The 22849-nt window shown below is 70.6% G+C and carries 22 protein-coding genes; 8 read left to right on the top strand and 14 right to left on the bottom strand.

The window, feature by feature from the left end:
• Positions 1-113: 113 nt before the first annotated feature.
• Positions 114-827: a hypothetical protein gene (locus Raf01_RS36845; RefSeq protein WP_203922741.1), complete on the top strand. Its 714-nt coding sequence runs from the start codon at positions 114-116 to the stop codon at positions 825-827.
• Here Raf01_RS36845 and Raf01_RS36840 read toward each other — a convergent pair.
• On the bottom strand, positions 805-1107 hold the full coding sequence (locus tag Raf01_RS36840; RefSeq protein WP_203922740.1) for a hypothetical protein: 303 nt from the start codon (positions 1105-1107) through the stop codon (positions 805-807). The genes Raf01_RS36845 and Raf01_RS36840 overlap by 23 nt on opposite strands.
• A gap of 541 nt (positions 1108-1648) precedes the next feature.
• On the opposite strand from Raf01_RS36840, the gene Raf01_RS36835 reads away from it, so the two are divergent.
• A complete protein-coding gene (locus Raf01_RS36835) occupies positions 1649-3874 on the top strand; it encodes an acyltransferase family protein (RefSeq protein ID WP_203922739.1) in 2226 nt (741 codons plus the stop codon).
• Positions 3875-3893: 19 nt separating this feature from the next.
• Here the strand turns inward: Raf01_RS36835 and Raf01_RS50085 are convergent, their stop codons facing one another.
• The 5 genes from Raf01_RS50085 to Raf01_RS36815 all read right to left on the bottom strand — a co-directional run bounded on the left by Raf01_RS50085 (position 3894) and on the right by Raf01_RS36815 (position 9039).
• Positions 3894-4343 carry a hypothetical protein gene (locus tag Raf01_RS50085; protein WP_239134266.1) on the bottom strand — a complete coding sequence of 150 codons (450 nt, stop codon included), beginning with the start codon at positions 4341-4343 and terminating at the stop codon, positions 3894-3896.
• Positions 4344-5131: 788 nt separating this feature from the next.
• A complete protein-coding gene (locus tag Raf01_RS50690; protein ID WP_275413131.1) occupies positions 5132-5257 on the bottom strand; it encodes a hypothetical protein in 126 nt (41 codons plus the stop codon).
• A 91-nt stretch (positions 5258-5348) separates the two neighbouring features.
• Positions 5349-6248 (bottom strand): alpha/beta hydrolase, encoded by a 900-nt coding sequence (locus Raf01_RS36825; RefSeq protein WP_203922737.1) that lies wholly within the window; start codon positions 6246-6248, stop codon positions 5349-5351.
• A gap of 212 nt (positions 6249-6460) precedes the next feature.
• The gene (locus Raf01_RS36820) at positions 6461-7129 is read right to left on the bottom strand and encodes a response regulator transcription factor (RefSeq protein WP_203922736.1); all 669 of its coding nucleotides are present in this window, start codon (positions 7127-7129) and stop codon (positions 6461-6463) included.
• Positions 7093-9039, bottom strand: coding sequence for a sensor histidine kinase (locus tag Raf01_RS36815; RefSeq protein ID WP_203922735.1), 1947 nt, complete (start codon positions 9037-9039; stop codon positions 7093-7095). Before Raf01_RS36815 ends, Raf01_RS36820 begins: the two co-directional genes overlap by 37 nt.
• A gap of 144 nt (positions 9040-9183) precedes the next feature.
• Here Raf01_RS36815 and Raf01_RS36810 point away from each other — a divergent pair, with 144 nt between their 5' ends.
• Entirely contained in the window at positions 9184-9912 is a 729-nt protein-coding gene (locus Raf01_RS36810; protein WP_203922734.1) for an ABC transporter ATP-binding protein, read from the top strand.
• A gap of 9 nt (positions 9913-9921) precedes the next feature.
• Positions 9922-10662 carry an ABC transporter permease gene (locus Raf01_RS36805; RefSeq protein ID WP_203922733.1) on the top strand — a complete coding sequence of 247 codons (741 nt, stop codon included), beginning with the start codon at positions 9922-9924 and terminating at the stop codon, positions 10660-10662.
• 131 nt (positions 10663-10793) lie between these two features.
• On the opposite strand, the gene Raf01_RS36800 is transcribed toward Raf01_RS36805, so the two are convergent.
• The 7 genes from Raf01_RS36800 to Raf01_RS36770 all read right to left on the bottom strand — a co-directional run bounded on the left by Raf01_RS36800 (position 10794) and on the right by Raf01_RS36770 (position 17869).
• Positions 10794-11711 (bottom strand): amidohydrolase family protein, encoded by a 918-nt coding sequence (locus Raf01_RS36800; RefSeq protein WP_203922732.1) that lies wholly within the window; start codon positions 11709-11711, stop codon positions 10794-10796.
• Positions 11708-12508 carry an enoyl-CoA hydratase gene (locus Raf01_RS36795; protein ID WP_203922731.1) on the bottom strand — a complete coding sequence of 267 codons (801 nt, stop codon included), beginning with the start codon at positions 12506-12508 and terminating at the stop codon, positions 11708-11710. Before Raf01_RS36795 ends, Raf01_RS36800 begins: the two co-directional genes overlap by 4 nt.
• Entirely contained in the window at positions 12505-13677 is a 1173-nt protein-coding gene (locus tag Raf01_RS36790; protein WP_203922730.1) for a CaiB/BaiF CoA transferase family protein, read from the bottom strand. Before Raf01_RS36790 ends, Raf01_RS36795 begins: the two co-directional genes overlap by 4 nt.
• A 72-nt stretch (positions 13678-13749) precedes the next feature.
• A complete protein-coding gene (locus tag Raf01_RS36785) occupies positions 13750-15108 on the bottom strand; it encodes an ABC transporter substrate-binding protein (RefSeq protein ID WP_203922729.1) in 1359 nt (452 codons plus the stop codon).
• Positions 15109-15117: 9 nt separating this feature from the next.
• Entirely contained in the window at positions 15118-16059 is a 942-nt protein-coding gene (locus Raf01_RS36780; RefSeq protein WP_239134265.1) for a carbohydrate ABC transporter permease, read from the bottom strand.
• The gene (locus Raf01_RS36775; RefSeq protein ID WP_203922728.1) at positions 16059-16985 is read right to left on the bottom strand and encodes a carbohydrate ABC transporter permease; all 927 of its coding nucleotides are present in this window, start codon (positions 16983-16985) and stop codon (positions 16059-16061) included. Before Raf01_RS36775 ends, Raf01_RS36780 begins: the two co-directional genes overlap by 1 nt.
• Positions 16982-17869 carry an NAD(P)-dependent oxidoreductase gene (locus Raf01_RS36770; protein ID WP_203922727.1) on the bottom strand — a complete coding sequence of 296 codons (888 nt, stop codon included), beginning with the start codon at positions 17867-17869 and terminating at the stop codon, positions 16982-16984. Before Raf01_RS36770 ends, Raf01_RS36775 begins: the two co-directional genes overlap by 4 nt.
• Positions 17870-18000: 131 nt before the next feature.
• Between Raf01_RS36770 and Raf01_RS36765 the strand changes: the two genes are divergently transcribed.
• The 4 genes from Raf01_RS36765 to Raf01_RS36750 all read left to right on the top strand — a co-directional run bounded on the left by Raf01_RS36765 (position 18001) and on the right by Raf01_RS36750 (position 21635).
• Entirely contained in the window at positions 18001-18729 is a 729-nt protein-coding gene (locus Raf01_RS36765; protein ID WP_203922726.1) for a GntR family transcriptional regulator, read from the top strand.
• A 2-nt stretch (positions 18730-18731) separates the two neighbouring features.
• On the top strand, positions 18732-20093 hold the full coding sequence (locus Raf01_RS36760; RefSeq protein ID WP_203922765.1) for an FAD-binding oxidoreductase: 1362 nt from the start codon (positions 18732-18734) through the stop codon (positions 20091-20093).
• On the top strand, positions 20090-20623 hold the full coding sequence (locus Raf01_RS36755) for a gamma carbonic anhydrase family protein (RefSeq protein WP_203922725.1): 534 nt from the start codon (positions 20090-20092) through the stop codon (positions 20621-20623). Before Raf01_RS36760 ends, Raf01_RS36755 begins: the two co-directional genes overlap by 4 nt.
• Positions 20624-20858: 235 nt before the next feature.
• A complete protein-coding gene (locus tag Raf01_RS36750; RefSeq protein WP_203922724.1) occupies positions 20859-21635 on the top strand; it encodes an RraA family protein in 777 nt (258 codons plus the stop codon).
• 108 nt (positions 21636-21743) lie between these two features.
• On the opposite strand, the gene Raf01_RS36745 is transcribed toward Raf01_RS36750, so the two are convergent.
• Entirely contained in the window at positions 21744-22730 is a 987-nt protein-coding gene (locus tag Raf01_RS36745; protein ID WP_203922723.1) for an aldo/keto reductase, read from the bottom strand.
• Between the last annotated feature and the right edge of the window lie 119 nt (positions 22731-22849).

Below are 22849 nucleotides of genomic sequence, written 5' to 3'. Positions count from 1 at the left end.
TCCTCTCGCGTGGGCCGGCAGAGGGGCCGCCCTACCTGTGCGACGCCCACTCTACGCCGTTGACGACTGTTGTCAACACCGTGTACAGTCGTGAACACAGGTGGTGGTGCCTCATGATCCAGAGGTCCTCGGACGAAGCGGCCGCGGGTGGCGGATACGCCTCCCAGCTAGACGCACTGCGATCGGCGGCGAAGTGGCTGCTCGCGGCAGCTGCGGCGGTTGGCGCCCTGTTGGTCGCCGGGTTGCAGCTGACCGGGATCGGGCAGCTGTCGATCGATTCATGGCGCCTGTACGTGGGGCTCGGCGCAGCCCTGACCGCACTGGCGGCGGTGGGTTATGTGATCAAGGCGGCGTCGACCGTCTTGGCGCAGGAGTGGCTGACCTTGGCAGACTTCACGGACGACGCGAGCGGACTGCCCGGGCCCCGAGCCAAGCGCGTCCGTGCCCTGGCTGACCTGCGTACCGTCGAGAAGCGCTTGATGAGCTCGCGCCACGAACTGTTTGGATACCTCGCCCCGACGCTCGCCGAACTGCATCGCAAGCTCCACGAGTCCCACGAGGTGATGTGGAGTGCGGACCCTGCCAGCACAGCGCATCAGGAGGCGTCCGAGCGATCCGACAGGCTGCGTAAGGCCGCTCGAGACGTGGTGCAGGCGGCCAACTACTACTACGTGCTGCGGCTGTTCAAGGCGTTGAGACTGCGAATGGCCTGGGCGGCCGTGGTCGGCGTCGCTGGCGTGGCCGTGTTCGCCTATGTCGTCAATCCACCCGAGGCGACGGTACCGCTGAAGGTGCAGATTGTTTCTAGCCACCGAGTTGGCCCATGAACCATTTCGGACCCTGTTTCATCGCGACTACGAAATATCCGAAGTCCTCGTCGACCTCATCGAGTTCCTTGCGGGTCAGCTCCCGGTAGAAGAATGCGTAGGGTCCTAGCCAGCAGCAGTAGAACCTGGTCTTCGTGCCGGGCAGCCGAATGGGCCGGCCGTTGGCGGCAAGGGAACGTTGGAGATCATCCACAATCGCGTAGCGCTCGGTCGGTACCAACTCCCGCAGCTGCTCGCGGACTGCCTCGCAGATCTCTATGTACAGGTCGTCTTCGGACACGGTCATACCTCGCTCGCGGCGACGGACGACGCCTCGTATCCCGTCAGGGCGCTTGGGGATCAGGGAGCGGTGGATAGTCCTGACGACGGATCGTGGACATCATCACGGCATTCTGGATACGATCGCGGCTCCTTCGGTGCCGGAAACCATCAGATCGGCTTGCGTCCATCTGTATCGGTGACTCTAGTTTCCGGTTGAGAGAAGGTCTCGCACGAGACCGTGATTTGGCAGCTCGGCCCCCGGTTGCGATCCGATCATCCAAGCAGCCCGCCGAATGCTTGGCCGATAGGCCGAGACTCGCCTGTCCGCGCGTTCGAGGCCGATTCGGACTGAAGACGGTGAGGACTGGGACGTCCGCTGGCTGATCCCCAGACCCGGGCCTCGGCGTCGGGCCGTAAGAACCAGCGCCCGCTGGACCGGCAGATCGGGCGGTCGCCGGTACCGCCGGGCCGGCCGTCACCTGGGCCGACTACCCTCGCGACTTGGATCACCGCGTGCTGGTGCCAGCCAGGAGAGGGTCGGTTTTCGTGGACAAGCTCAGATGAGCGAGCACTCGCCGGGGGCCGTCGTCGGATCCGGTCCGACCGCTGTCGCCACCTCCGCCACCACCGCTGCCCTCCGCCCCCCGCGTTCTCGCGGCGACCTCGCCGAGCCGGGTTTGGGGCAGTCCGGCCGGTCTGACCGACGCCACTCCGGGTTCCGCCCCGACATCGAGGGACTGCGCGCCATCGCGGTGCTCGCCGTGGTCGTCTACCACGCCGGGGCGCTCGTGGTCGGCGGCGGGTACGTCGGCGTCGACATCTTCTTCGTCATCTCGGGCTTCCTGATCACCACGAACCTGTACCGAGAGCTCGACACCCGCGGCAGGATCTCGTTCGCCGGGTTCTACGGCCGGCGGATGATCCGCCTGCTGCCCGCCTCGGCGCTGGTGGTGATCGCTACCGTCGCCGCGTCCTGGCTGTGGATGTCGCCGCTGGTGACGAAGGCGGTGGCGAAAGACGGGATCGCCGCCGCCGTCTACGGCATCAACGTGCGCCTGGCCATGCAGGGCACCGACTACCTGTCGGCGACCCGCGCCCCCTCGCCGCTGCAGCACTTCTGGTCGCTCGCGGTCGAGGAGCAGTTCTACCTCATCTGGCCGCTGCTACTCGTCGTGGCCTCGGGGGTGTGGTTGCGCCGGCGCCCGAGCCGCCGCGCCGCCGCCATCACCCTCGCCGTACTCGGCGCGGGATCGCTGGTGCTGTGCGTGTGGCAGACCCAGCGCTCCGCGCCGTGGGCGTACTTCGGCATCCAGGCTCGGGCCTGGGAGTTGGCCGCCGGTGCGCTGGTGGCGCTCGCCGCGCCGAGGCTGGCCCGGCTGCCGCGCGTCGCCGCCGAGTTGGCGACCTGGGCGGGACTGGCCGCCGTACTGGTGGCGGCGTTCGTCTACACCGACGCGACGGTGTTTCCCGGGTACGCCGCGGTGCTGCCGGTCGGCGGAGCGGCGTTGGTGATCGCCGGTGGGTGCGGGCCGGCCAGGGGCGTCCCGGCCGTGCTGGGCACCGCGCCGCTGCAGATGTTCGGCCGGCTGTCCTACAGCTGGTACCTGTGGCACTGGCCGGTGCTGATCGTCGGACAGTCGATCGTCGGGCACGCGCTGGGCGTGTGGCTCGGCCTCGGCCTGGCGTTCGCGGCTCTGCTGCCGGCCTGGCTGTCCATGCGGCTGCTGGAGAACCCGATCCGGTTCCGCCCGTCGCTGCGCCGCCGGCCGTGGCGCGGCCTGGTCCTCGGCGCCTCGCTGAGCACCCTGAGCGTCGGTGCGGCGGGCTTCTTCGGGATCCTGCCGATGCACTTGTCGGGTTCGGGCCACGCGAACGACACGACCGCCGTCGTGGCAGACAGCCCCAGCAGTGAGGCCGCGGATCGGTTGAGCGCGCTGATCAGGACCAGCGCCCGTACCAGTGCGATGCCCGTCAATCTGGTACCGGCGGTGACGGCCGCCAGCGGCGACGTTCCCTCGGACACCGGTTGCCTCGCCTCCCTGGACGACACGTCGACGGCCGACGCGATGGCGGCGGGCTGCGATCGTTACGGCGACAAGGACTCCTCCACCACGCTCGTGCTGTTCGGCGACTCGCACACGGAGCAATGGTTCGACGCCGTCGACGCGGTGGCGAAGCAGCAGCACTGGCGGCTCGTGGTGTTGACGAAGAGCGGGTGTACGCCGGCCGACGCGCTGACCACGAAGCTGAACACGCAGCGCGCCTTCACCGAGTGCGCGAGCTGGCGCGACGACGCGATGCGGGTCATCACCTCGCTGAAGCCGGCCATGGTGCTGATGTCCACTCGTACCTACGGCCTCCCACCGGTCGATCGGGACAACCACACGATAGCCGGGGACTCCGACCAACTGTGGACCACGGCGCTGATGGACACGGCCACCCGGATCCAGCGGTTGGGCGCGCGGCTGGCCATCATGCAGGACACGCCGGACCCGGGCCGCGGCAACGTGCCGGAGTGCGTCGCGCAGTACACCAAGGACGTGCAGACCTGTTCGCTGCCGCTCAGCACGGCGCTCTACGCGGGTCGCCGGGCGGCGACCGAAGCGGCCGCGCGGACCGCGTCGATCCCGCTCATCGATCCGGTGCCGTGGTTCTGCACCGACACGGTCTGTCCGCCCATCATCGGCAACGCGCTCGTCTACCGCGACAACAGCCACGTGGCGGCCAGCTACATCCGTCTGCTGACCCCGCTCCTGTCCAGCCGGCTCATCGCGGCACTGCGGTAGCCGTCTCGAGGTGCCCGGCCTACGCCGGCCGCGCGGGATCCGCCGCCGCCCGCTTGCGCTCCAAGACGGGGCAGGCGCACGCGAGCAGGAGGTAGCCCAGAAAGACGCTGCCGGTACCGAGCAGGCTGAACGACGCACCGCTGACCGCGGGAATGTCGGGCAGTGCCGCGATATGCGCGAACATCAGAGCGAACGATGCCAGGCAGGGGATCCAACTCCACGCCGGTACCGGCTGCTGCCGGCTGGTGGTCACGAAGATGGTCGCGGTCACGGCGATCAACGTGGCGAAGGCCAGGACCACGGCGAACCAACCGAGATACAGATGCTGCCACCAGTTCAGGGTCGCGCCGTGGGACCGGGTAACTCCTTTGGCGATATCGGTGTACCTGCTGCTGGTCGTACCGTGGCCGTTGTCGACGTCGATCCACGGCAGGGCGAACAAGCCGAGCAGCATCAGCACCGCGGCCACCGCGACCAGGGTGTAGCGCCCGGCGGGCGGGAACTTCGACGAACCCGGGGGCGGCGCGAAACCGGACCTGACCGCCTCCGCGAACGACGGCGGGGTCTGTGGCGTGGCTTGCGGAAATGACGGCGTGACCGGCGGCGGGGGTTGCGTGAATGTGGGCGGCGGCTGGGTGAAGGACGGCGGAGCCTGCGGCGGGGTCTGCGCGAATGCCGGCGGCGGCTGCGTGAAGGACGGCGGGGCCTGCGGCGGCGGCGTGAATGCCGGCCGCGGCTGCGTGAACGTCGGCGGGGTCTGCGTGAATGTCGGCGGCGGGGCTTGCGGGAAGGACGGCGGAGCCTGCGGCGGCGAGGCTTGCGGGTTCGCCTGCGGCGGGGCTTGCGTAGGTGCCGGCGGGGCTTGCGGGATTGTCGGCGGGGCCTCCGGGGATTGAGGCGGGGCTTCGGGGGATTGCGGCGGGGCTTCGGGGGATTGCGGCGGGGCAGACGCCTGCCTCGCCGCGGCCATCGACGGCGCCCCGGCAGGGGGTGGCGCCGTAGCAGGGGGCGCCGATGCGGCAGGGGGTGGCGCCGCGACGGGGGGCGGCCACGGCGCCGGCGTGGGTACCGGGTCGACGGACGGCCGCTGCCAGCCGTCCATCACCTGTGGTGTCCACTGTGCGCCGTCATGCCACCGCAGCGGAAAGCGGCCCGAGGGATCCTGGTACCAGCCCGGCTGCATGCGTGCCTCCCGTCGTTGCGCGTGCCGGTCCGGTCACTCGGTCGATCACGACACTGAACGGCGCCGGCCGGACGTCACAAGGTGTGCGCCCCACATTGTCGACGATCGTCCTTGCCGACGGCCATGCCGCCGGTCTCGCCACGCCGCCGACCCAGCCACCCTACGCAGTCCACGTACTCCTGCTCAACGCTCGCCTGCATCCGCCGCTCCTTCACCGGGTGTCGAGACTTGAACGTGTGCCGGGCGGCGGCGGGTCGCACCGGATTCGCGAGTCTCCGAACGTTGTAGCCGTCACGGCTCGGCTGCGCCCAGGTGATCGGAGAGGAACTGGCCGGCCCGGTCGAGGGCCGCGACCGCTTCCTCCAGGGTCGCGAAGTGAGTCTGGAACACGTGTGGCACCCCGGCCCACACCTCCAGCGTGACGTTGACGTCACCGGCGCCCGCGCAAGCCGCGAGGCGGACCGCGTCGTCCAGCAGAAGTTCGTGCGAGCCGACCTGAACGAGCAGCGGCGGCAGGCCCCCGAGGTCGGCGAACAACGGACTGGCCGGGCTGGCCGACCGGTCGCGGTCACCGAGGTACTGGTCCGCGTAGGCACTGAGCCGGTCGACCGTGAAGATGGGGTCGGCGCCCTGTTTGGTCCGCATGCTGGTCCCGGAGAGGGTGAGGTCGACCCAGGGCGAGAAGACGGCCGCGCCGGCCGGCTGTGGCAGGCCCGCTTCCCGGGCACTGAGCAGGGTGGCTATCACCAGACCGCCGCCGGCCGAGTCTCCGGCCAGGACGAGGTTCTCCGCGCGTACTCCGCTGTCGAGCAGGGCGCGGTAGGCGGCGAGCGCGTCCTCGACCGCGGCCGGGAACGGGTGCTCGGGTGCGAGGCGGTAATCGAGCGAAACCGCGGTGGTACCGGTACGGCGGGCGAGTTCCGCGGTGAGCCCGGCATGGGTCCGCGGCGACCCGAGGACGTATCCGCCGCCGTGCAGGAAGAGCAGGGTACCGGTACTGGCCGCGCCGGTGACCCGGATCTCGAGCGCGGGCCGGTCGCCGAGGGTACGGTCGACGACGGCGACATCGGCGGGTACCGGCAGGGTCTGCCGCGCAGCGAAGCCGGCGCGCTGCTCGTCGACCGTCTCGCCGGGGTTGTACGGGGCGCCGCGCAGCATGGCGTCCAGTGCGTCTCGCTGTTGCCGGCTCATCCGAACCTCCATCGTCGGCTGGTCTCCGCGCCGGGATGGAATCCCGGGAATCCGTCCTCGGCCCGCACAACTGTTCATCGATCTTGTGCGGGTCCGGACACGGCTCCGCGACGCCGCGGATAACCGGTCGCGAGCGGACCACTGCCGGTCGATCCCCCGGCCGGTCGATTCCCGGCCCGTCGATCCCCGCCCAGCCGCGCCGTCGGCGGCCCTCAGCGGCGGGGCGGAGGTTCGCGGGAGTCGTTGAGGTAGGCCAGGACGGCCAGTACCCGGCGGTTGTCGTCGTCGGACGGCGGGAGGTCGAGCTTGGCGAAGATGCTCGCGGTGTGCTTGCCGACCGCGCTCTCGCTCAGGAACAGGCGCTGCCCGATGAACGCGTTGGACCGACCCTGGGCCATCAGCTCGAGAACCTCGCGTTCCCGTGGGGTGAGCCGGGCCAGCGGTGCGTTGCGGGTACCGGCGGTGAGCAGTTTCGCGATGACCTCCGGGTCCATGGCGGTGCCGCCGGCCGCCACCCGCCGTACCGCGTCGATGAACTGCTCCGCGTTGAGCACCCGGTCCTTGAGCAGGTAGCCGATCGCACCGGCCCCGTCGGCCAGCAGTTCCCGGGCGTAGAGCTGCTCGACGTGTTGGGACAGCACGAGCACCGGCAGCCCGGGGATGTCCTGGCGGGCCCGCAGGGCGGCTTGCAGGCCCTCGTCGGTGAAGGTCGGGGGGAGCCGGACGTCGACCACCGCCACGTCGGGACGGTGCTCGGCCAACGCCCGGCGCAGGTCGGGTCCGTTGTCGACCGCGGCGGCGATGGAGAATCCGTGCGCCTCCAGCAATATGACCAGACCATCCCTCAGGATGTGGAGGTCTTCGGCGAGGACAACGCGCATGGAACCTCCATCGTGACTACGGTCGGGCCGCCGGGCGGGCTGGCGATGTCCAGCACCCCGTCGAATGTAGCGAGGCGCCGCCGCACGCCATCCAGCCCGCTGCCGGTGGTCGGTTCGGCGCCACCGCGACCGTCGTCGGTCACGGTGACGGTGAGCAGCCCGTCGTGGTACCGGATGTCGACATCGACCCGGGTCGCGTCCGCGTGCCGGGCCGCGTTGGCGAGAGCCTCGCACACGCCGAAGTAGGCGGCCGTTTCGACCGGCGATTCGACGCGGCCGGGCAGGTCCACCGCGACGGCGACCGGCAGCGGCGTGTCGAGGGCGACCGCGCGCACCGCTTCGCCGAGCCCGCGCTCGGCCAGTACCGGCGGGTGGATGCCGCGGACCAGGCTGCGCAGTTCGGTCAGCGCGGTGGCCGAGGATTCCCGGGCCTGGGCCAGCAGGGCCCGAGCCCGCGCCGGGTCGGTCTCCATCAGCGCTTCGATGGCGGCCAGGCTCAGCCCGACCGAGACCAGGCGGGCCTGCGCCCCGTCATGCAGGTCGCGTTCGATGCGACGCAGTTCGGCGGCCTGAGCGTCGGCGGCGTGAGCGCGGCTCTCGGTCAGATCCACCACCCGCTGCGCCAGCCGGGCCGACCGGGTCGGGGTGAGCAGGAGCCGGTCCCACCACTCGCGCATCCGGAGGACCGGGATCGCCAGCAGCAGGCCGACGCCACTGACCGCCAGACCGATGAACACGCTGACCCAGTCCGGGACCGCGGCGAGGTTCGGCGCCAGGAGGCCGGCACCCTGCCACAGGTAGAACGGGCTGACCCAGTACCCGGTGAACAGACCGATCGGTACGCCCCAGGGCGCCCACCACAGGGCCTGCCACACCAGGCCGAAGAAGCCGACGCTGACCAGGGTGGCGGGGATCAGGCCGGGTACCGCGAACAGCGGTGCGCCGGCACTCCACAACAAGTCACGCCAGGTCGCCGGGTCGCGCAGGACACCGCCGTGCCGCGCCGCCCGGATGGCCGCCGCCCGCTCGGCGTACAGGACCCGACCGACCTGGTACGAACCGTCCGAGCCGCGCAGCGGCGGCGGGGGAGCGGGGAGGTACGGGGTGGGCAACTCCTCGTCTGTCCACTTGCGAGCGTACGTGCGGTACAGCCCCACCAACTGCCGGGATAGCGGAGAGACGAGCGGCAGCAGGCCGCCGAACGACACCACGATGGCCGCGACGGTCAGCAGCGCCGCGCCGAACGCCGCGAACGACAGGCCGACCAGCCCGGCGGAGTGCCAGGTAGCCGCCGACCGCCTGCCGACCCAGGGCCCGATGCCGGACCGGTGCCACCACGACCGGTCGGACGGTTGCAGCATCGTTCGCGTCCACAGGGCATTGAGGCGTACCGCGAGCGGAGCCACCGCGACGCCCAGCAGGATCGAGGCCACCCCGACGGCGACCGCGACCGCGCCGGGGAATCCGAACACGCCGGCGACGGCCAGCGCGCCGACCACCACGAGAGCCGTTGGCAGCGCGGCGACGAGCCCACCGGCGACGATGTCGGTGAACATCCAGCCCCACTCGCGGCCGAAGTACTGATCCTTGGACAGCGCCTGTATCCGCAGCAGGAACGCCGGCATCGTGCGGTGTTTGTAGAGCTGGTTGTCGTGGACGTACCAGCCGTCCTCGCGTCGCCGAGGTTCCGGGACGTCGATCGGCGGCGGAACCTCGATCGCCACCGCGGACCAGTCGTGGGCGAGCCGGCGGCTCAGGTTGCTCAGCCCGCGGACGGCCCTGGCCGCCAGCGGGTACGGCACCACGAGCGTCGCGGCCACGATGCCGAGCACGCTCAGCACGAGCGCGGCGACGGCCACACCGAACAGAACCAGGCCGCGGGCGACCGAGAGCAGATGACGTCGGAGCATCGAGTTCATCATGGGGACCACACTGGCGGCCGGGTGGGTCCGGCACATTGGGGCCGGACGCCGAGCCGGGGTGTAGCTAGCCACACCCCCACCCGGTAGCTGGACCCATTCTGGCGCGGCCCAGCTCTTCCTAGCGTTTTCCGCATGGCAGTCATTGAAATCGCAAACCTGATGAAACGCTACGGCGAGCTGACCGCCGTCGCGGACGTGTCCTTCTCGGTCGAGGACGGCGAGATCTTCGGGATCGTCGGCCCGAACGGCGCCGGCAAGACCACGACCGTCGAGTGCGTGGAGGGCATGCGGGCTCCGGACTCCGGCACGGTACGGGTGCTGGGGCTGGATCCGCGCCGGGAGCGGGCCGCCGTGCGCCGGTACCTGGGCATCCAGCTTCAGTCCAGTGAACTGCCGGCCCGGCTGAAGGTGTGGGAGGCGCTGGACCTGTACAGCTCGTTCTACCCGGAGCCGGCGGACTGGAAGCGGGTGATGGCCGAGGTGGGCCTGGAAGACAAGCGCAACACGGCGTTCGGCAAGTTGTCCGGCGGCCAGAAGCAGCGCCTGTCCATCGCCCTGGCCCTTGTCGGCAACCCCCGGGTGGCCGTGTTCGACGAACTCACCACCGGCCTGGATCCGCAGTCCCGGCGCGACACCTGGGCCCTGATCCGGTCCATTCGCGACCGAGGCGTCACGATCATTCTGGTCAGCCACTTCATGGACGAGGCCGAGCGGCTCTGCGACCGGCTCGCCGTGCTGCGGGCCGGCCGTCTCGCCGCGCTGGACACGCCGGCCGGCATCGTGGCCAACGCGTCCGTGCCCGGAGTCGACCGGCCCACGCTCGAAGACGCCGTGTTGGCCCTCACCAACGATCCGCGCTAGGAGGCCGCCGTGACCGCCATCGCCAAGCTCAGCGCCACCGAGTCCAAGCTGTTCCTCCGCGAGCCGATCGGCGTCTTCTTCGGGGTACTCTTCCCGGCCGCCCTGATCCTGGTGCTGGGCAGCGCCATCCCCGGCTTCACCGACCCGTCCAAGGACCTGGACGGTGCGCGGCCCATCGATGGCTACCTGCCCATCATGCTGGCGCTGGCCATCGCCACCGTCACCATGGTCACGCTGGTGTCCGCACTGACCGGGTACCGGGAGAAGGGTGTGCTGCGGCGCATGGCCACCACGCCGGTGTCGCCGTCAGCGCTGCTGACCGCGCAGTTCGTCGTCAACGCGGGCGCCCTGTTCGCCGGCAGCGGGCTCGCGTACGCCGCCGCTGCCATCGCCTTCCACGTGCAGGTACCGGCGAACGTGGCCGGCGTGCTCCTCGCGTTCCTGCTCGGTACCGGCGCGATGGGCGCGGTAGCGCTGTTCGTCGCCGCGATCTCGCCCAACACCCGGGTACAGGCGGGGATCGCCGCGATCGTCTACTACCCGATGATGTTCTTCGCCGGGGTGTGGACCGGCCCGGTCATGCCGCACGCGGTGCGGCGGATCGCCGACTACACCCCGCTGGGCGCGGCGTCCCAGGCACTGCAGGACGCCTGGGTCGGCGACTGGCCGCGGCCGGTGCACCTGGCCGTGATGGTGGCCACCGCCGCGCTCTTCGGGACCGCCGCCGCGAAGCTGTTCCGCTGGGAGTAGCCGCGACGGGATCGGGGGACGGCTGCGGGCCGCGGGAATCGCGGTCCGCAGCCGTGTGTCGCCGGCCGGGCCCAGCATATTCAGGCCGGGCGGAGGGCGTCCGGTTTCCGGTGCTACCCGTCACGGGAACGTCACGCCGGGGACCTGCCGGCGGGACGATCCGGGCTCAACCCGTACCACCGGCATGCCGTGGTGCCCCGCACCGAGGCGAGCGCCGCGCGCGATTCCTCGCGCCCGCCCGCCCGCGCGACGGCGGCCGTCAGGTCGGCCCACGCCCGGGCGTAGTCGGCGCGCAGCGTGACCACGGGCCAGTTGCTGGCGAGCATCATCCGGCCGGGTCCGAACACGGCCGCGATGTGGTTGACGTATCGCTGAAGCTGGCCGGCGTCCCATCGCGGCCAGGCGGTCAGGACGTCGATGCCGACAGACACCTTCACCGCGACGCCGGGCGCGCTCGCCAACTCCTCCAGGTGTCGCGCCCAGGGTTGCCACCCACCCGCCTCGACCGGCGGACGGCCCAGGTGGTCGACCACGACCCGCAACTGTGGCAGGTGCTCGACGACGCGCAGAAGTGTGCGTACCTGGCCGGCGGTCACCGGGACGACGTCCCAGGCCCAGCCGGCGGCCGCGACCTCGCCCAGCAGCCGCAATGCCGCGGGGCGCACCAGCCAGTCGATGTCCTCGTGGCCGATCAGGCAGCGCACGCCGCAGACCTCGGGGCGTTCCCGCAGCGTGTCGAGGATCCGCGCCGCCGGGTCCGGTTCGTCGAGCGGCAGCCATGCCACCACCCCGGCGACGAAGTCGACGTCGCGGGCGTAGGCCAGCAGGCGTCGGTTCTCCTCGTCGGTGTTGACTGACTGGACCAGCACGGTGCGGTCGACCCGCCCGGCGGCCAGCTGGGTGCGCAGGTCATCGGGGCGGAAACTGCGGTCGAGCGCGGTGTGTTCCGGGCCGCGCCAGCTCTGGTGCGACTCACCGCGGACCCAGAAGTGGTGGTGCGCGTCGATAACCGGCAGCCGATCCGCCGCATCCTCAGGGCCGCCGCTCATCGTCCCTGCCATTCGGGTGCCCGCTTCTCGGCGAACGCCGCGACGCCCTCGCTGAAGTCACGGCTGCCGTAACACATCCGGTAGAGGTCGTCCGCATCGATCTGGTCGAAGCACCGCATGAGTCTCCGGTCCACCTCCTTGAAGGCGCGCAGCGTGAGCGGGGCCAGAGCGGCCAGCCGCCGCCGAGTGTCGGCGAGGTGCCCGTCGAGCCGGTCGCGGGCGACCACCTCGGTGACGAGTCCGCAGTCCCGGGCGCCCTGCGCGTCGAGGGTTGTCGCGGTCATCAGAAGCTGCCGGGCCCGGGCCCGCCCGACGGTCGCGTAGAGGCGGCCGATGATGCCGGGGGACAGGCAGTTGCCCAGGGTCCGGGCCACCGGTGCCCCGAACACCGCGTCGGGTGTGGCCAGCACGAGGTCGCAGGCGAGGGTCAGGGCCAGTCCGGCACCGACGGCCGGCCCCTCGACCGCCGCGATCACCGGCATGGGCAGCCCGGCCAGGGCGTCCAGGACCGCGGCCGTGCGGTGTTCGTACGCCACCCCGTCGTCCGCGTCGAAGCCGGCGAACCCGGCGATGTCGGTACCGGCGGCAAACGCTTTGCCGCCCGCACCCCGGATGCTCACGACCCGTACGGCGGAGGAGCGCAGCCGGTCGCACGCCTCGGTCAGCTGGTCGTACATGGTGAAGGTCAGTGCGTTGAGCCGGTCCGGGTTGGCCAGCGTCAGTTGTGCGAAGTCGCCGTCCACCCGCAGCTCGACCCGGCCCTCGCCGTCGCCGCGCACCGCGCCGCCCGCGCTCATCGCTGTTCCCGGCCGCTGCGCACCGACTCGGCGAGGACCTCGGCGGTGTGCTCGCCCAGCAGGGGCGGCGGGCGCCGGATCGTCACCGGGGTGTCGGCCAGCTTCATCGGCGAGCCGAGCACCGTGACGGTACCGGCGACCGGATGCTCGACGCGCTGCACCATGCCGCGTGCGGAGGCGTGCGGGTCGCCGTCGAGGATCTGCCCGTAGTCCAGGATCGGGCCGCAGGGCACCCCGGCGGCCAGAAGGTCGTTGACCCACTCGTCGGTGTCCCGGGTGCGCAGCGTCGCCTCCAGCGTGGCGGCCAACTCGGCCCGGCGGTCCATCCGGTCGGCGTTGTTGACGAATCTCGGGTCGTCGAGCAGTTCGGGCCGGCCCAACCCCTCGCACAGCCGCTGCCACAGCCGTTCGTTGTTGGCGCCGATCGTCAGGTACCCGTCCCGGGTGGCCAGCACCTGGTACGGCGCGCTCATCCGGTTCGCCGACCCCAGCCGCTGCGGTACCCGTCCGGTCGCCCAGTACTCGGTGGACTCCCACACCCCCATGGCCAGTACGGCCTCGTACAGCGACGTTTCGACGTACTGGCCCCGGCCGGTGCGGTCGCGGTGGATGCAGGCGGCGAGGATCGCGGTCGCGCAGAACATGCCGGCGCCCAGGTCACCCACGGGCAGCCCACACTTGACCGGTGCTCCGTCCGGCTCGCCGGTGATGCTGATGGCGCCGGCCATGCCCTGGGCGATCAGGTCGTAGCCGGGCCGCTCGGCGTACGGGCCGGTCTGACCGAACCCGGAGATGCTGGCGTAGACCAGCGCCGGATTGCGCTCGACCAGAGTGTCGTAGTCGATGCCGAGCCGCTTCGTGACTCCGGGGCGGAAATTCTCGACCACCACATCGGCCGTGTCGACCAGTGCGAGGAACGCCTCCCGGCCGCCCCGCGACCGCAGGTCGAGTTCGACACTGCGTTTGTTGCGGTTCAGGGCATAAAAGGCTGGACTGTCGGCACCCGGTTCGGGACGGCCCCACGACTGGCGGGTCTGGTCGCCGGTACCGGGAATCTCGATCTTGATGACGTCCGCGCCGAGATCCGCGAGCAGCATGGTGCAGAACGGACCGGCCATCACCTGAGTCAGGTCGAGTACCCGGATGCCATGCAGGGCCGTCTCTGTCACTGCGATCCGCTCCTATCACGAGGTGGTGGGCGGCCGGCGATCGGTGGCCGGCCGCCCGGGTCGGTGCCGGCGCTACTTCTGCAGCGCGCTCTTGGCCTGGGCGAAGAAGTCGTCGACCGCCGTCGCCACCGGGGCCTTGCCGAAGGACACCTGCTGGTACTCCCGGTAGAAGGCGTCGGCGAACACGCTGGTGTATCCCGGCGGGTACAGGATGTCGGGCGCGCCCTCGCTGACGATGTCCTGGTACACCTTCAGGTATTTGGTGACCCCGGCGGGAGTGGCCGGATCGCTCTCCTGCGCCTGCAGCAGGCTGGTCTTGGTCACCGCGCCGTTGTCCGAGGCGAACGCCTTGGCGCCGGCCGGGTCGTTGGCGAAGAAGCTGATGAACGACGCCGCGGTGGGCAGGTTGTCGCAGTTGGCGGCGACGGACAGCCCGGAGGTGATGAGAACGTTGCCGATTCCCTTGGGCCCGTACGGATGCGTGGTCATCACCAGAGTGCCGCCGCCGTGCGCGTCGACCAGCGGTTGCCCGCTGGGCAGGAAGTTGCCCGGTGTGGACGCGCTCATCGCCTTGCCCTGCATGATGGGCGACTGATCCTCCGGAGCGGTGGTGCCCAGCTCCGCCTGCATCGCCGCCGGTACGGTCGCTCCGGCCTTGCGCAGCTTCTCCCACATGTTCCAGTAGTCGACCAGCGTCTGCTTCGGGAATCCCAGCTGACCGTCCTTTGTGAACAGTTGCTGCCCGAGACCCTGCACGTACGAGATGAACATGTCGGCGTCGCCGGCGTCGAGGTTTGCGGCGTAGACGCCCTTGGGCAGCTTCGGAGCCGCCCGCAACAGCCAGTCGGACCACTGCTGCCAGGTGAACTTGGCAGGCAGGTCACCGACGCCGGCCTGCTGGCTGTATTTCTGGTTGTACATGATGCCGTCGTAGGCGGCCCCGGTCGGCACCATGTACAGCTTGCCGTCCGCGCCACGCCCGGTGTCCAACACGTTCTTGGGGATGCCGGAGACGTCGATGGTGCCCGCCGACACCATCTGGTCCAGCGGCAGCAGCGCCCTGCGCGACGTGTACTCGGTCAGCTCCCTGGCCTGCATCTGCGGCACGCACGGGAGGTTCTTGCCGGCGGCCTCCACGTTGCGCTTCTGGAAGTAGCTGGTGAAGTCGGTGGCCTCGCCCTGGATGCGCACGCCGGGGTGGGCCTTCTGGTAGAGGTCGATGACGGCCTGGGTCTTCTGGTTGCGGGCGGCGGCTCCCCACCAGGAGTACACGATGCTGCCGGCGACCTTGCCCTTCCCGTCGGCACCGGACGAGCCGCCGGCGGGTGCGTTCCCGCCGGCGGTGCCTCCGCAGGCGGTCAGGGTGACGATGCTGGCCGCCACGGTCGCGGTCAGCGCGAATCGGCGACTCGCGGGACGTCGAGTACGCATTGCTTCCCCTCACTTGATTCCGGTGGTGGCTATTCCCTCGACGAGCAACTTCTGGGAGGCCAGGAAGAACCCGACCAGTGGTACGAGCGACAGGGTGGCCATGGCGAACAGCGATCCGAACGACGAGGTGCCGCTGGCGTCCACGAACAGGTTCAAGCCCAACGGGACGGTGTAGAGGTTGGGCTTGCTCAGGTACAGCAGCGGTCCGAGGAAGTCGTTCCAGGAGTTGATGAACGTGAACATGGCCGTCGCCCCGATGGCCGGCAGTGACAGCGGCACGATGATTCGCCGGAACACGCCCCACCAACCGCAGCCGTCGATGCGCGCCGCCTCGTCGAGGTCGGTGGGCAGCGCGCGGATGAACTGAACGTTGAGGAAGACGAAGAAGGCATCGACGCCCAGGAACTTCGGGAGTACCAGCGGGAGGTACGTGTTCACCCAGTGCAGCTTGCTGAACAGGATGTACTGCGGCACGAGGGTCACCTGGTAGGGCAGCAGGATCGTGGCCAGCAGGATGCCGAACAGCACCCGCTTGAGCGGGAAGGACAGCCGGGCGAACGCGTACGCCGCCAGTGTGCAGGCGAACAGGTTGCCTACGACCGACAGCCCGGAGACCACCAGCGAGTTGACGAAGAACCGGGAGAAGTGCAGGGTCGACGTCGGGTTCCAGCCGGACACGTAGTTGGCGCCGGTGACCCGGCCGAGCAGGCCGAGCCTGCCGAGCACTTCGCTGTTGGGGCGCAGCGAGGCGGCCACCATCCAGACGATCGGGTACAAGATGATCACCAGGATCGCGATGGTGACCGCGTGGCGGGACAGCGAGCGCACGATCCGGCTCCGGCTGGGCCGCATCAGCAGCGGTACCGGTGCCAGGGTGGCGCCCGGGTGCGGTGCTCGGGTCGCGGATCGCGCGGCCGTGGCGACTTTGCGGTCGGGCGTTCGAATGGCCATCAGCGTGCCTCGTCCCCGTAGTGGACCCAGAACCGGGCGGTAGCGAACAAGAGCGCGGTGATCACCGCCAGTACCGCGAGCAGAAGCCACGCCATCGCGGCCGCGTATCCCATCCGGAAGTCGACGAATCCGCGCTGGTAGAGGTAGACGGTGTAGAGCAGGGTGGAGTCGGCCGGGCCGCCGTTGCCGCCGCTGACGATGTAGGCGCTGGTGAACGACTGGAACGCGTGGACGGTGTTCAGCAGCAGGTTGAAGAAGATCAGCGGAGACAGGCTGGGCAGGGTGATGTGCCAGAACTTGCTCCACGTCCCGGCTCCGTCGACGGCGGCGGCCTCGTACAGTCCGACCGGCACCTGGCGCAGGCCGGCCAGGAAGATGACCATCGTGCCGCCGAACGCCCACAGGTTGAGCGAGATCAGGGTGTAGAGGGAGGTGGACGGGTCACCGATGAAGCTGCCGTGGTGGAGCCCGAAGAAGCCCAGCACCCGGTCGACGATGCCGGTGGCCCCGAAGACCTGGCGCCACAGGATGGCAATCGCCACGCTGCTGCCCAACAACGACGGGATGTAGAACAGGGCCCGGTACACAGCCAGGAACCTGATCGCCCGGTTGAGGAACATCGCCACGGCCAATGACACGACGATCACCAGCGGCACCGAGATGACCACGTACCTGACGGTCACCGTGACGGCCGTGGTGAACCTCGGGTCGGCGAACAGGTTCCGGAAGTTGGTCAGGCCGGTCCAGGTGGGTGCGGTCAGCAGGTCGTAGCGGGTGAACGCCAGGTACAGCGAGGCGACCATCGGACCGATCGTGATGACCACCAGGCCGATCAGCCACGGGGTGAGGAACGCGTACGCGGCTGCCCGCTCGCCGGACCGGTGGCCGCGCCGGGCGCGGAGGCGGGGGATCGGGGCGACGGTCATGGCTGGCTCCCATGCGCGTGTGCCTCCACCCATCCGGGCATGAGCTGGGCAAGCATCCCGGCGACCGGCAGAGACAGGTCGTGCGCCCGTCCGGTCGCCACCAGGTCCCACAGGTCCTTGCTCCACGGGCGGTAGCGCAGCGGCAGTCCGCTGGCGTCGTATTCGGCGGCGGTGCGGTCGAAGAACCCCCACTCGCGGGCGATCCAGCAGTCGCCGGTGCTGTGCGTGACGGCCCGCAGGAACGCCTCCGGTGCCACGTCGTAGACCGCCGCCAGGTCCAGCGCCTCATAGGTGGCCGCGAGCGAGGCGAACATCATGAGCTGGTTGCCCAGCTTCGCCGCGGAACCCGCGCCGGCACCGCCGAGATGCACCACGGTCGACGCGACGGTGTCCAGGTATGGCTTCGCGCGGTGCAGCGCGTCGGGCGAGCCACCGGCGAACACGGTCAGGTCGCCGGCACGGGCTCTGGCCGCGCCGCCGGACACCGGCGCGTCGACGAGGGCGATCCCGGCGGCAACGGCCTGCTCGCCCAGCCGCTGCGCGGTAACCGGAAGGATCGTGCTGTGCACGGCGACCGCCGAGCCGGCGCGCAGGGCGCTCAGCAGCCCGCTGCCGATCAGCACCTCGTCGACCGCGGTGTCGTCGGTGACGGCGATGGCGAGCATCGGTTGGTCGGCGAGCCCGGACACGTCGGCCGCCGCCCGGGCACCCTGTGCGCCGGCCCGCTCGACCAACTCCGCGCGCCGGTCGAAGACGGTGACCGACCAGCCCGCGTCCAGCAGTGCCAGGGCGATCGGCATCCCGAGGTTGCCCAGTCCGACCAGGCCCACGGCGGGAGGTTTGCCGGGGCTCGGCGCATCCGGTTTCGAGTCGGTGTCTGACACGTGCACCGCACCTCTTCTCAATCGGCCGGGGCGATGAACTATTGTCTACAACAGACGAAGTGGTCGAGCAAGAGTAAATTCTGAACGATGCGGCACCCGACCCCCGGTGCCCGGAGACATCAGGAGTCCACGTGAGCGCTGAAGCGCTGGCGGCGCCCTCCCCGCGGGACGGTCGCCCACCGGCGCCCGCGGCCGGGCGGTTGAGAAACAAGCCGAGCCTGGTGGAGATGGCCGCCGAGGAGATGCGCCGGATGATCCTGTCCGGCGAGCTGCAACCGGCCGAGCGCCTGCTCGAAGAGCGGATGACCGAGGTGCTGGGGATCAGCCGGCCACCGCTGCGGGAGGCGATCCAGATCCTGCAGAACGAGGGGCTGGTGGTGCGCTCCCCGCGCCGCGGCGCGACCGTCATCGCCCTGTCGCAGGATGACGTGCAGGAGATCCTGCTGCTGCGGACGAGCATGGAGCAGCTGGCGGTCCGGCACGGGATACCCGTACGTGACCCGGAACGGCTGGAACGCTGCCGGGCCGCGCTGGACGACATGCGGGCCAGCGCCGCGGCCGGCGACCGGGCGCAGCTCGTCGAGCGGGGGTACGCGTTCCACGCCGCGATCATCGGGCTGGCCGGCCTGCGCAGGGTCACCGACATCTACGAGTCGCTGCACCGGCAGCTGCTGATCTGCATGGCGATGAACCTGTACGCCCGGGAGCACTACTACGAAGACCTGACCGCGCACGTCGAACGCCATCAGGAGTTGCTGGAGCTGATCGAGTCGGGCGACACCGACGCCGTCCTGCACGCCTTGGCCGAACACGGTGAGCGGTCCTTCACCCGCCACCCGCGTCCGGAGGAGTCGGCGTGACGATGACCGGGGACGCACTCTCGGCGGTACTGGACGAAGGCGTGCTGGTCACCGACCCCGACCGGATGGAGGGATTCCGCCGCGACAGCGCGGACTTCGCCGAGGCAGGAATGCCGATGGCCGTGGTCAGCGCCCGGACCGTCGACGACGTGTCGCGCACCCTGCGGTGGGCCAGCGAGCACCGGACGCCGGTCGTCCCCCGGGGCGCGGGCACCGGGCTGTCCGGCGCGGCAGCCGCCCTCGACGGGTGCATCGTGCTGTCGACGGCCGGAATGACCGCGATCCGGCAGATCGCCGCGGACGACCTGTACGCCGTGGTCGAGCCCGGGGTGATCAACGCGGACCTGGGCCGGGCGGCGGCCGAGCACGGCCTGTTCTACCCGCCGGATCCGTCCAGCTTCGAAATCTCCACCATCGGCGGGAACCTCGCGACGAACGCGGGCGGGCTCCGGTGCGTCAAGTACGGAGTCACCCGGGAATCGGTACTCGGGCTGCAGGTCGTGCTCGCCGACGGGCGGGTCATCCGGACCGGCGCGCGTACCGTCAAGAACGTCGCCGGCTACGACCTGAGCAGCTTGTTCGTCGGTTCCGAGGGCACCCTCGGCATCATCACCGAGGCGACCCTGCGGCTGCGCCCGGCGCCGGCCGCCACGCCGGCGACCATGGTCGCGACGTTCGGTTCGCTGGTCGACGCCGGGCGCGCCGTCGCCTCGATCGTCCGCTCGGGACTGGCTCCCAGCCTGCTCGAGCTGATGGACCACGCGAGCGTCAACCTGATCGAGGACTACCGGCCGATGGGACTGGACCGCTCGGTGGCCGCGCTGCTGATCGCGCAGGCCGACAGCGTGGACGCCCAGCGGCAGGCGGACGCGATGGCCGCGCGCGCACGGGACGCGGGTGCGGCGCTCGCGATGGCCTCGACCGATCCCGTCGAGGCGGACATGCTCCTGCAGGCACGCCGGATCCACTACCAGGCGGTCGAGGCCGCCGGCCGGGTGCTCACCGAGGACATCGGGGTTCCGCGCAGCCGCCTGGCGGAGCTGCTCGGTGGCATCGAGGAGATCGGGCGCCGGTACTCGCTGCTCATCGCGACGGTCGGTCACGCCGGCGACGGCAACATGCACCCCGCGATCGTGCTGCCCCGCGACCGGCCGGACGCGGTGGCGACCGCGCTGCGGGCCGCCGACGAGATCTGCCGCTTCGCGCTGCGGCTGGACGGCACGATCAGCGGCGAGCACGGCATCGGTACGCTCAAGCGCGGCTGGCTGTCCGGGCAGCTCGACGAGGCGACCTACGCGGCGCATCGCGCGGTGAAGTCCACCTTCGACCCGCTGGGCATCCTCAATCCGGGCAGGGCGTTGTGAGCAGCGGCGCGCGGATTCTGGCCATCGGTGGGCACGCACCGGTCATCGAGCCGGACGCGGTGGTCCTCGCCGGTGCCACGGTGGTGGGCGACGTCCGCGTCGGGGCGCGGTCGAGCGTGTGGTACGCGGCGGTGCTGCGCGCCGATCAGGGGCCTGTCGGGATCGGTACGGACAGCAACGTGCAGGACGGAGCGGTCCTGCACGCCGATCCCGGGTACCCGGCGACGATCGGCGACCGGGTGACCATCGGTCACGCCGCGGTGGTGCACGGCGCGACCGTGGAGGACGACTGCATCGTCGGCATGGGTGCGGTGTTGCTCAACGGCGTACACGTCGGGCGGGGCAGCATCGTCGCCGCCGGCAGCGTGCTCGCTCCGGGGACGCGCGTCTCGCCGGGCTCCCTGGCGTTGGGGTCGCCCGCCAAAGTCAGGCGCGACGTGCGACCGGACGAGGTGGAGCTGATCGCGAAGTCCTGGCGCGACTACGTCGCCCTCGCCCGGGCGCACGTCGGCGCGCCGGCCTCGCACTGACGTCCTCGGCGCCGACGTCCTCGCGCTGACGTCCCCGGCGCTCTTCCAGCCCGTCGAGCTTCCTCACCCGGCGTCGTAGCCCAGTGTCGCCGTTGACGTTTGTAGACAATAGGCGATACGGTCGGATCCTCGCCACCGGCGACCCGCTCAGAGCCTCGGCGAACATCCGGGCCATGACCGGCCCGGCACGCCTGCGCCGGCGGGCACCACCCGTACCTTTGGGAGGACGTTCTCCATGTCCCTCGCACAGACCCCGGCAGCGACACCGACCGCACCGCGCGAGCGCGCCGATCCGGCCGATCTCGGCTCGCTCTACCAGCACCTGCGGGTGGTGGACGTGGCCGATGCTCTCGACGGGATCGGCTACTTCGACATCGGCCTGATGGATCCCCAGGTCCGTCCACTGTGGTCCGGCATGCGTTTCTGGGGCGCCGCGGCCACCATGCGCTGCGTGCCGTCCAACCGTCCAATGTGGAAGCTCGACTCGACGGAGGACATTGTCGCGGCACACCGCATCTGGTTCGAGGAGACCGGACACCTGCGCCTGCCCGACGACCTCCCGGCGGGCCACGTGGTCGTCACCGACGCCGGGGGCGGCCGCGAGGTGGGCTTCTGGGGCTCGGAAAACACGATGGGGGCGGTGACCAAGGGCGCCGTCGGGGTCATCACCGACGGGTACTGCCGCGACACCGCCGAGATCGAGCGGCAGCGCACGCCGGTCGTCGCCCGCTACCGGGGGCGCACCATCATCCCCGGTCGCATCAAGGTGGTCGAGGTCCAGGGAACGATCGCCTGCGGCGGCACCCAGGTCCGCCCCGGCGACATCGTCGGTTGCGACGACGACGGCGTGATCGTCGTACCGGCCGAGGTGGCGCAGGAGGTCGCCGTCCACGCCCGGGCCATCCTGCTCGCCGACATGCACGCCCGCCGCAAGCACTACGAGAAGCTCGGACTGCCGCTGGACCAGACCGTCGACATCGACGCGGTCGAGGCTTACTACGGCGCAGTCTGACCGGGCGACGACGAGGACAGCCGGCGCCGCGGATCGAGCCCGCGGCGCCGGCGGTGTCAGTACTCGGCGTCAGTGGGCCGCGTCAGTCGGCCCTCTCAGCGGGCGGCCTCAGTAGGCGGCGTCGAGGCGTGCCCGCTGGTCGGCGGTCAGCTCCAGGTCCACCGCAGCCAGGCTCTCCTCCAGCTGCGCCACCGAGGAGGCTCCGACCAGCGGGATCACCGCCGGTTCGCCGCCGATGAGCCAGGACAGCACGACCTGGTTCGGGGTGGCGCCGGTCTCCTTGGCCACGTCCCGTACCGCGTCGAGCCGTCGCGGCGTGCCTTCGTGTCCGTACTGCGGACCCAGCGGCTTGTCCTCCCGCGTGTAGGCGCCGGTCAGCAGCGGGGAGTACGCGACGAGCGTGAGGCCCGGCTCGGCGCGCAGGTAGTCGAGCAGGTCCCCGCTCGCGCCGCCGACCGGGCCGTCCGGCGACAACTCGCTGGGCATGTCGGTTCGTTGGCGCAGGTAACTGTGCGAGTACTGGAGGACCTCGTAGCCGGGCAGCCCGGCCGCGGCCGCCAGGTTCCGGGCCCGCTCCACCCGCCACGTCCAGTGGTTGCTCACTCCCAGCAGGTCCACAGTGCCCTCCGCGACCAGTTCCGCGAACGCCCGCACGGTCTCCTCCAGCGGTACCGTGCGGTCCTCGATGTGCGCGTACAGCAGATCCAGCTTCGCCACCCCGAGGCGTTCGCGGCTGCGCCGCGACGATTCCCGGATCACCGCCGCCGACAGCCCCTCGGCATTGTCGACGTAGCCGGTACCCGGGGCCAGCGGTCGCGCGCCGAGCTTGGTCGCGATCACGATCTCGTCGCCGATGCCCCGGCTGCGCCGCCAGCGGCCGAGCAACTCTTCGCTCTGACCGCCCTGATCGCCGTTGACCCAGAACGCGTAGTTGTCCGAGGTGTCAATGAAGGTGCCACCCGCCGCCACGTAGCGGTCGAGGATCGCGAAGGACGTCTCCTCGTCGGTGACCGTGCCAAACCGCATGGCACCCAGGCTCAGCACACTCACCTCGCGCCGGCGTTGCGGATGCTGGCCGATCGTCCGGTACTTCATCAGGGTTCCCCTTCGTCCGGTCCGCGCCTCGCGGACTCAGGCGCCCAATCTGCGACTTCGAGAGCACTCGATGTCAAGCGACGGGCTGGTGACAGGGCAGGTACGGTCGTGCGATGAAC

Origin of the sequence: Rugosimonospora africana, from assembly GCF_016862975.1 — a bacterium.
Lineage (GTDB): Bacteria > Actinomycetota > Actinomycetes > Mycobacteriales > Micromonosporaceae > Rugosimonospora > Rugosimonospora africana.
The sequence above is the reverse complement of the archived record's forward strand: the minus strand, read 5'-3'. Positions and strand labels throughout refer to the sequence as shown.

Excerpts from the sequence above, each read along its gene's own strand:
- Raf01_RS36845 (WP_203922741.1), top strand. The coding sequence starts at position 114 with ATGATCCAGAGGTCCTCGGACGAAGCGGCCGCGGGTGGCGGATACGCC.
- Raf01_RS36835 (WP_203922739.1), top strand. The coding sequence starts at position 1,649 with ATGAGCGAGCACTCGCCGGGGGCCGTCGTCGGATCCGGTCCGACCGCT.
- Raf01_RS50690 (WP_275413131.1), bottom strand. The coding sequence starts at position 5,257 with ATGCAGGCGAGCGTTGAGCAGGAGTACGTGGACTGCGTAGGGTGGCTG.
- Raf01_RS36825 (WP_203922737.1), bottom strand. The coding sequence starts at position 6,248 with ATGAGCCGGCAACAGCGAGACGCACTGGACGCCATGCTGCGCGGCGCC.
- Raf01_RS36820 (WP_203922736.1), bottom strand. The coding sequence starts at position 7,129 with ATGCGCGTTGTCCTCGCCGAAGACCTCCACATCCTGAGGGATGGTCTG.
- Raf01_RS36815 (WP_203922735.1), bottom strand. The coding sequence starts at position 9,039 with ATGCTCCGACGTCATCTGCTCTCGGTCGCCCGCGGCCTGGTTCTGTTC.
- Raf01_RS36810 (WP_203922734.1), top strand. The coding sequence starts at position 9,184 with ATGGCAGTCATTGAAATCGCAAACCTGATGAAACGCTACGGCGAGCTG.
- Raf01_RS36800 (WP_203922732.1), bottom strand. The coding sequence starts at position 11,711 with ATGAGCGGCGGCCCTGAGGATGCGGCGGATCGGCTGCCGGTTATCGAC.
- Raf01_RS36795 (WP_203922731.1), bottom strand. The coding sequence starts at position 12,508 with ATGAGCGCGGGCGGCGCGGTGCGCGGCGACGGCGAGGGCCGGGTCGAG.
- Raf01_RS36785 (WP_203922729.1), bottom strand. The coding sequence starts at position 15,108 with ATGCGTACTCGACGTCCCGCGAGTCGCCGATTCGCGCTGACCGCGACC.
- Raf01_RS36780 (WP_239134265.1), bottom strand. The coding sequence starts at position 16,059 with ATGGCCATTCGAACGCCCGACCGCAAAGTCGCCACGGCCGCGCGATCC.
- Raf01_RS36775 (WP_203922728.1), bottom strand. The coding sequence starts at position 16,985 with ATGACCGTCGCCCCGATCCCCCGCCTCCGCGCCCGGCGCGGCCACCGG.
- Raf01_RS36760 (WP_203922765.1), top strand. The coding sequence starts at position 18,732 with ATGACCGGGGACGCACTCTCGGCGGTACTGGACGAAGGCGTGCTGGTC.
- Raf01_RS36750 (WP_203922724.1), top strand. The coding sequence starts at position 20,859 with ATGTCCCTCGCACAGACCCCGGCAGCGACACCGACCGCACCGCGCGAG.
- Raf01_RS36745 (WP_203922723.1), bottom strand. The coding sequence starts at position 22,730 with ATGAAGTACCGGACGATCGGCCAGCATCCGCAACGCCGGCGCGAGGTG.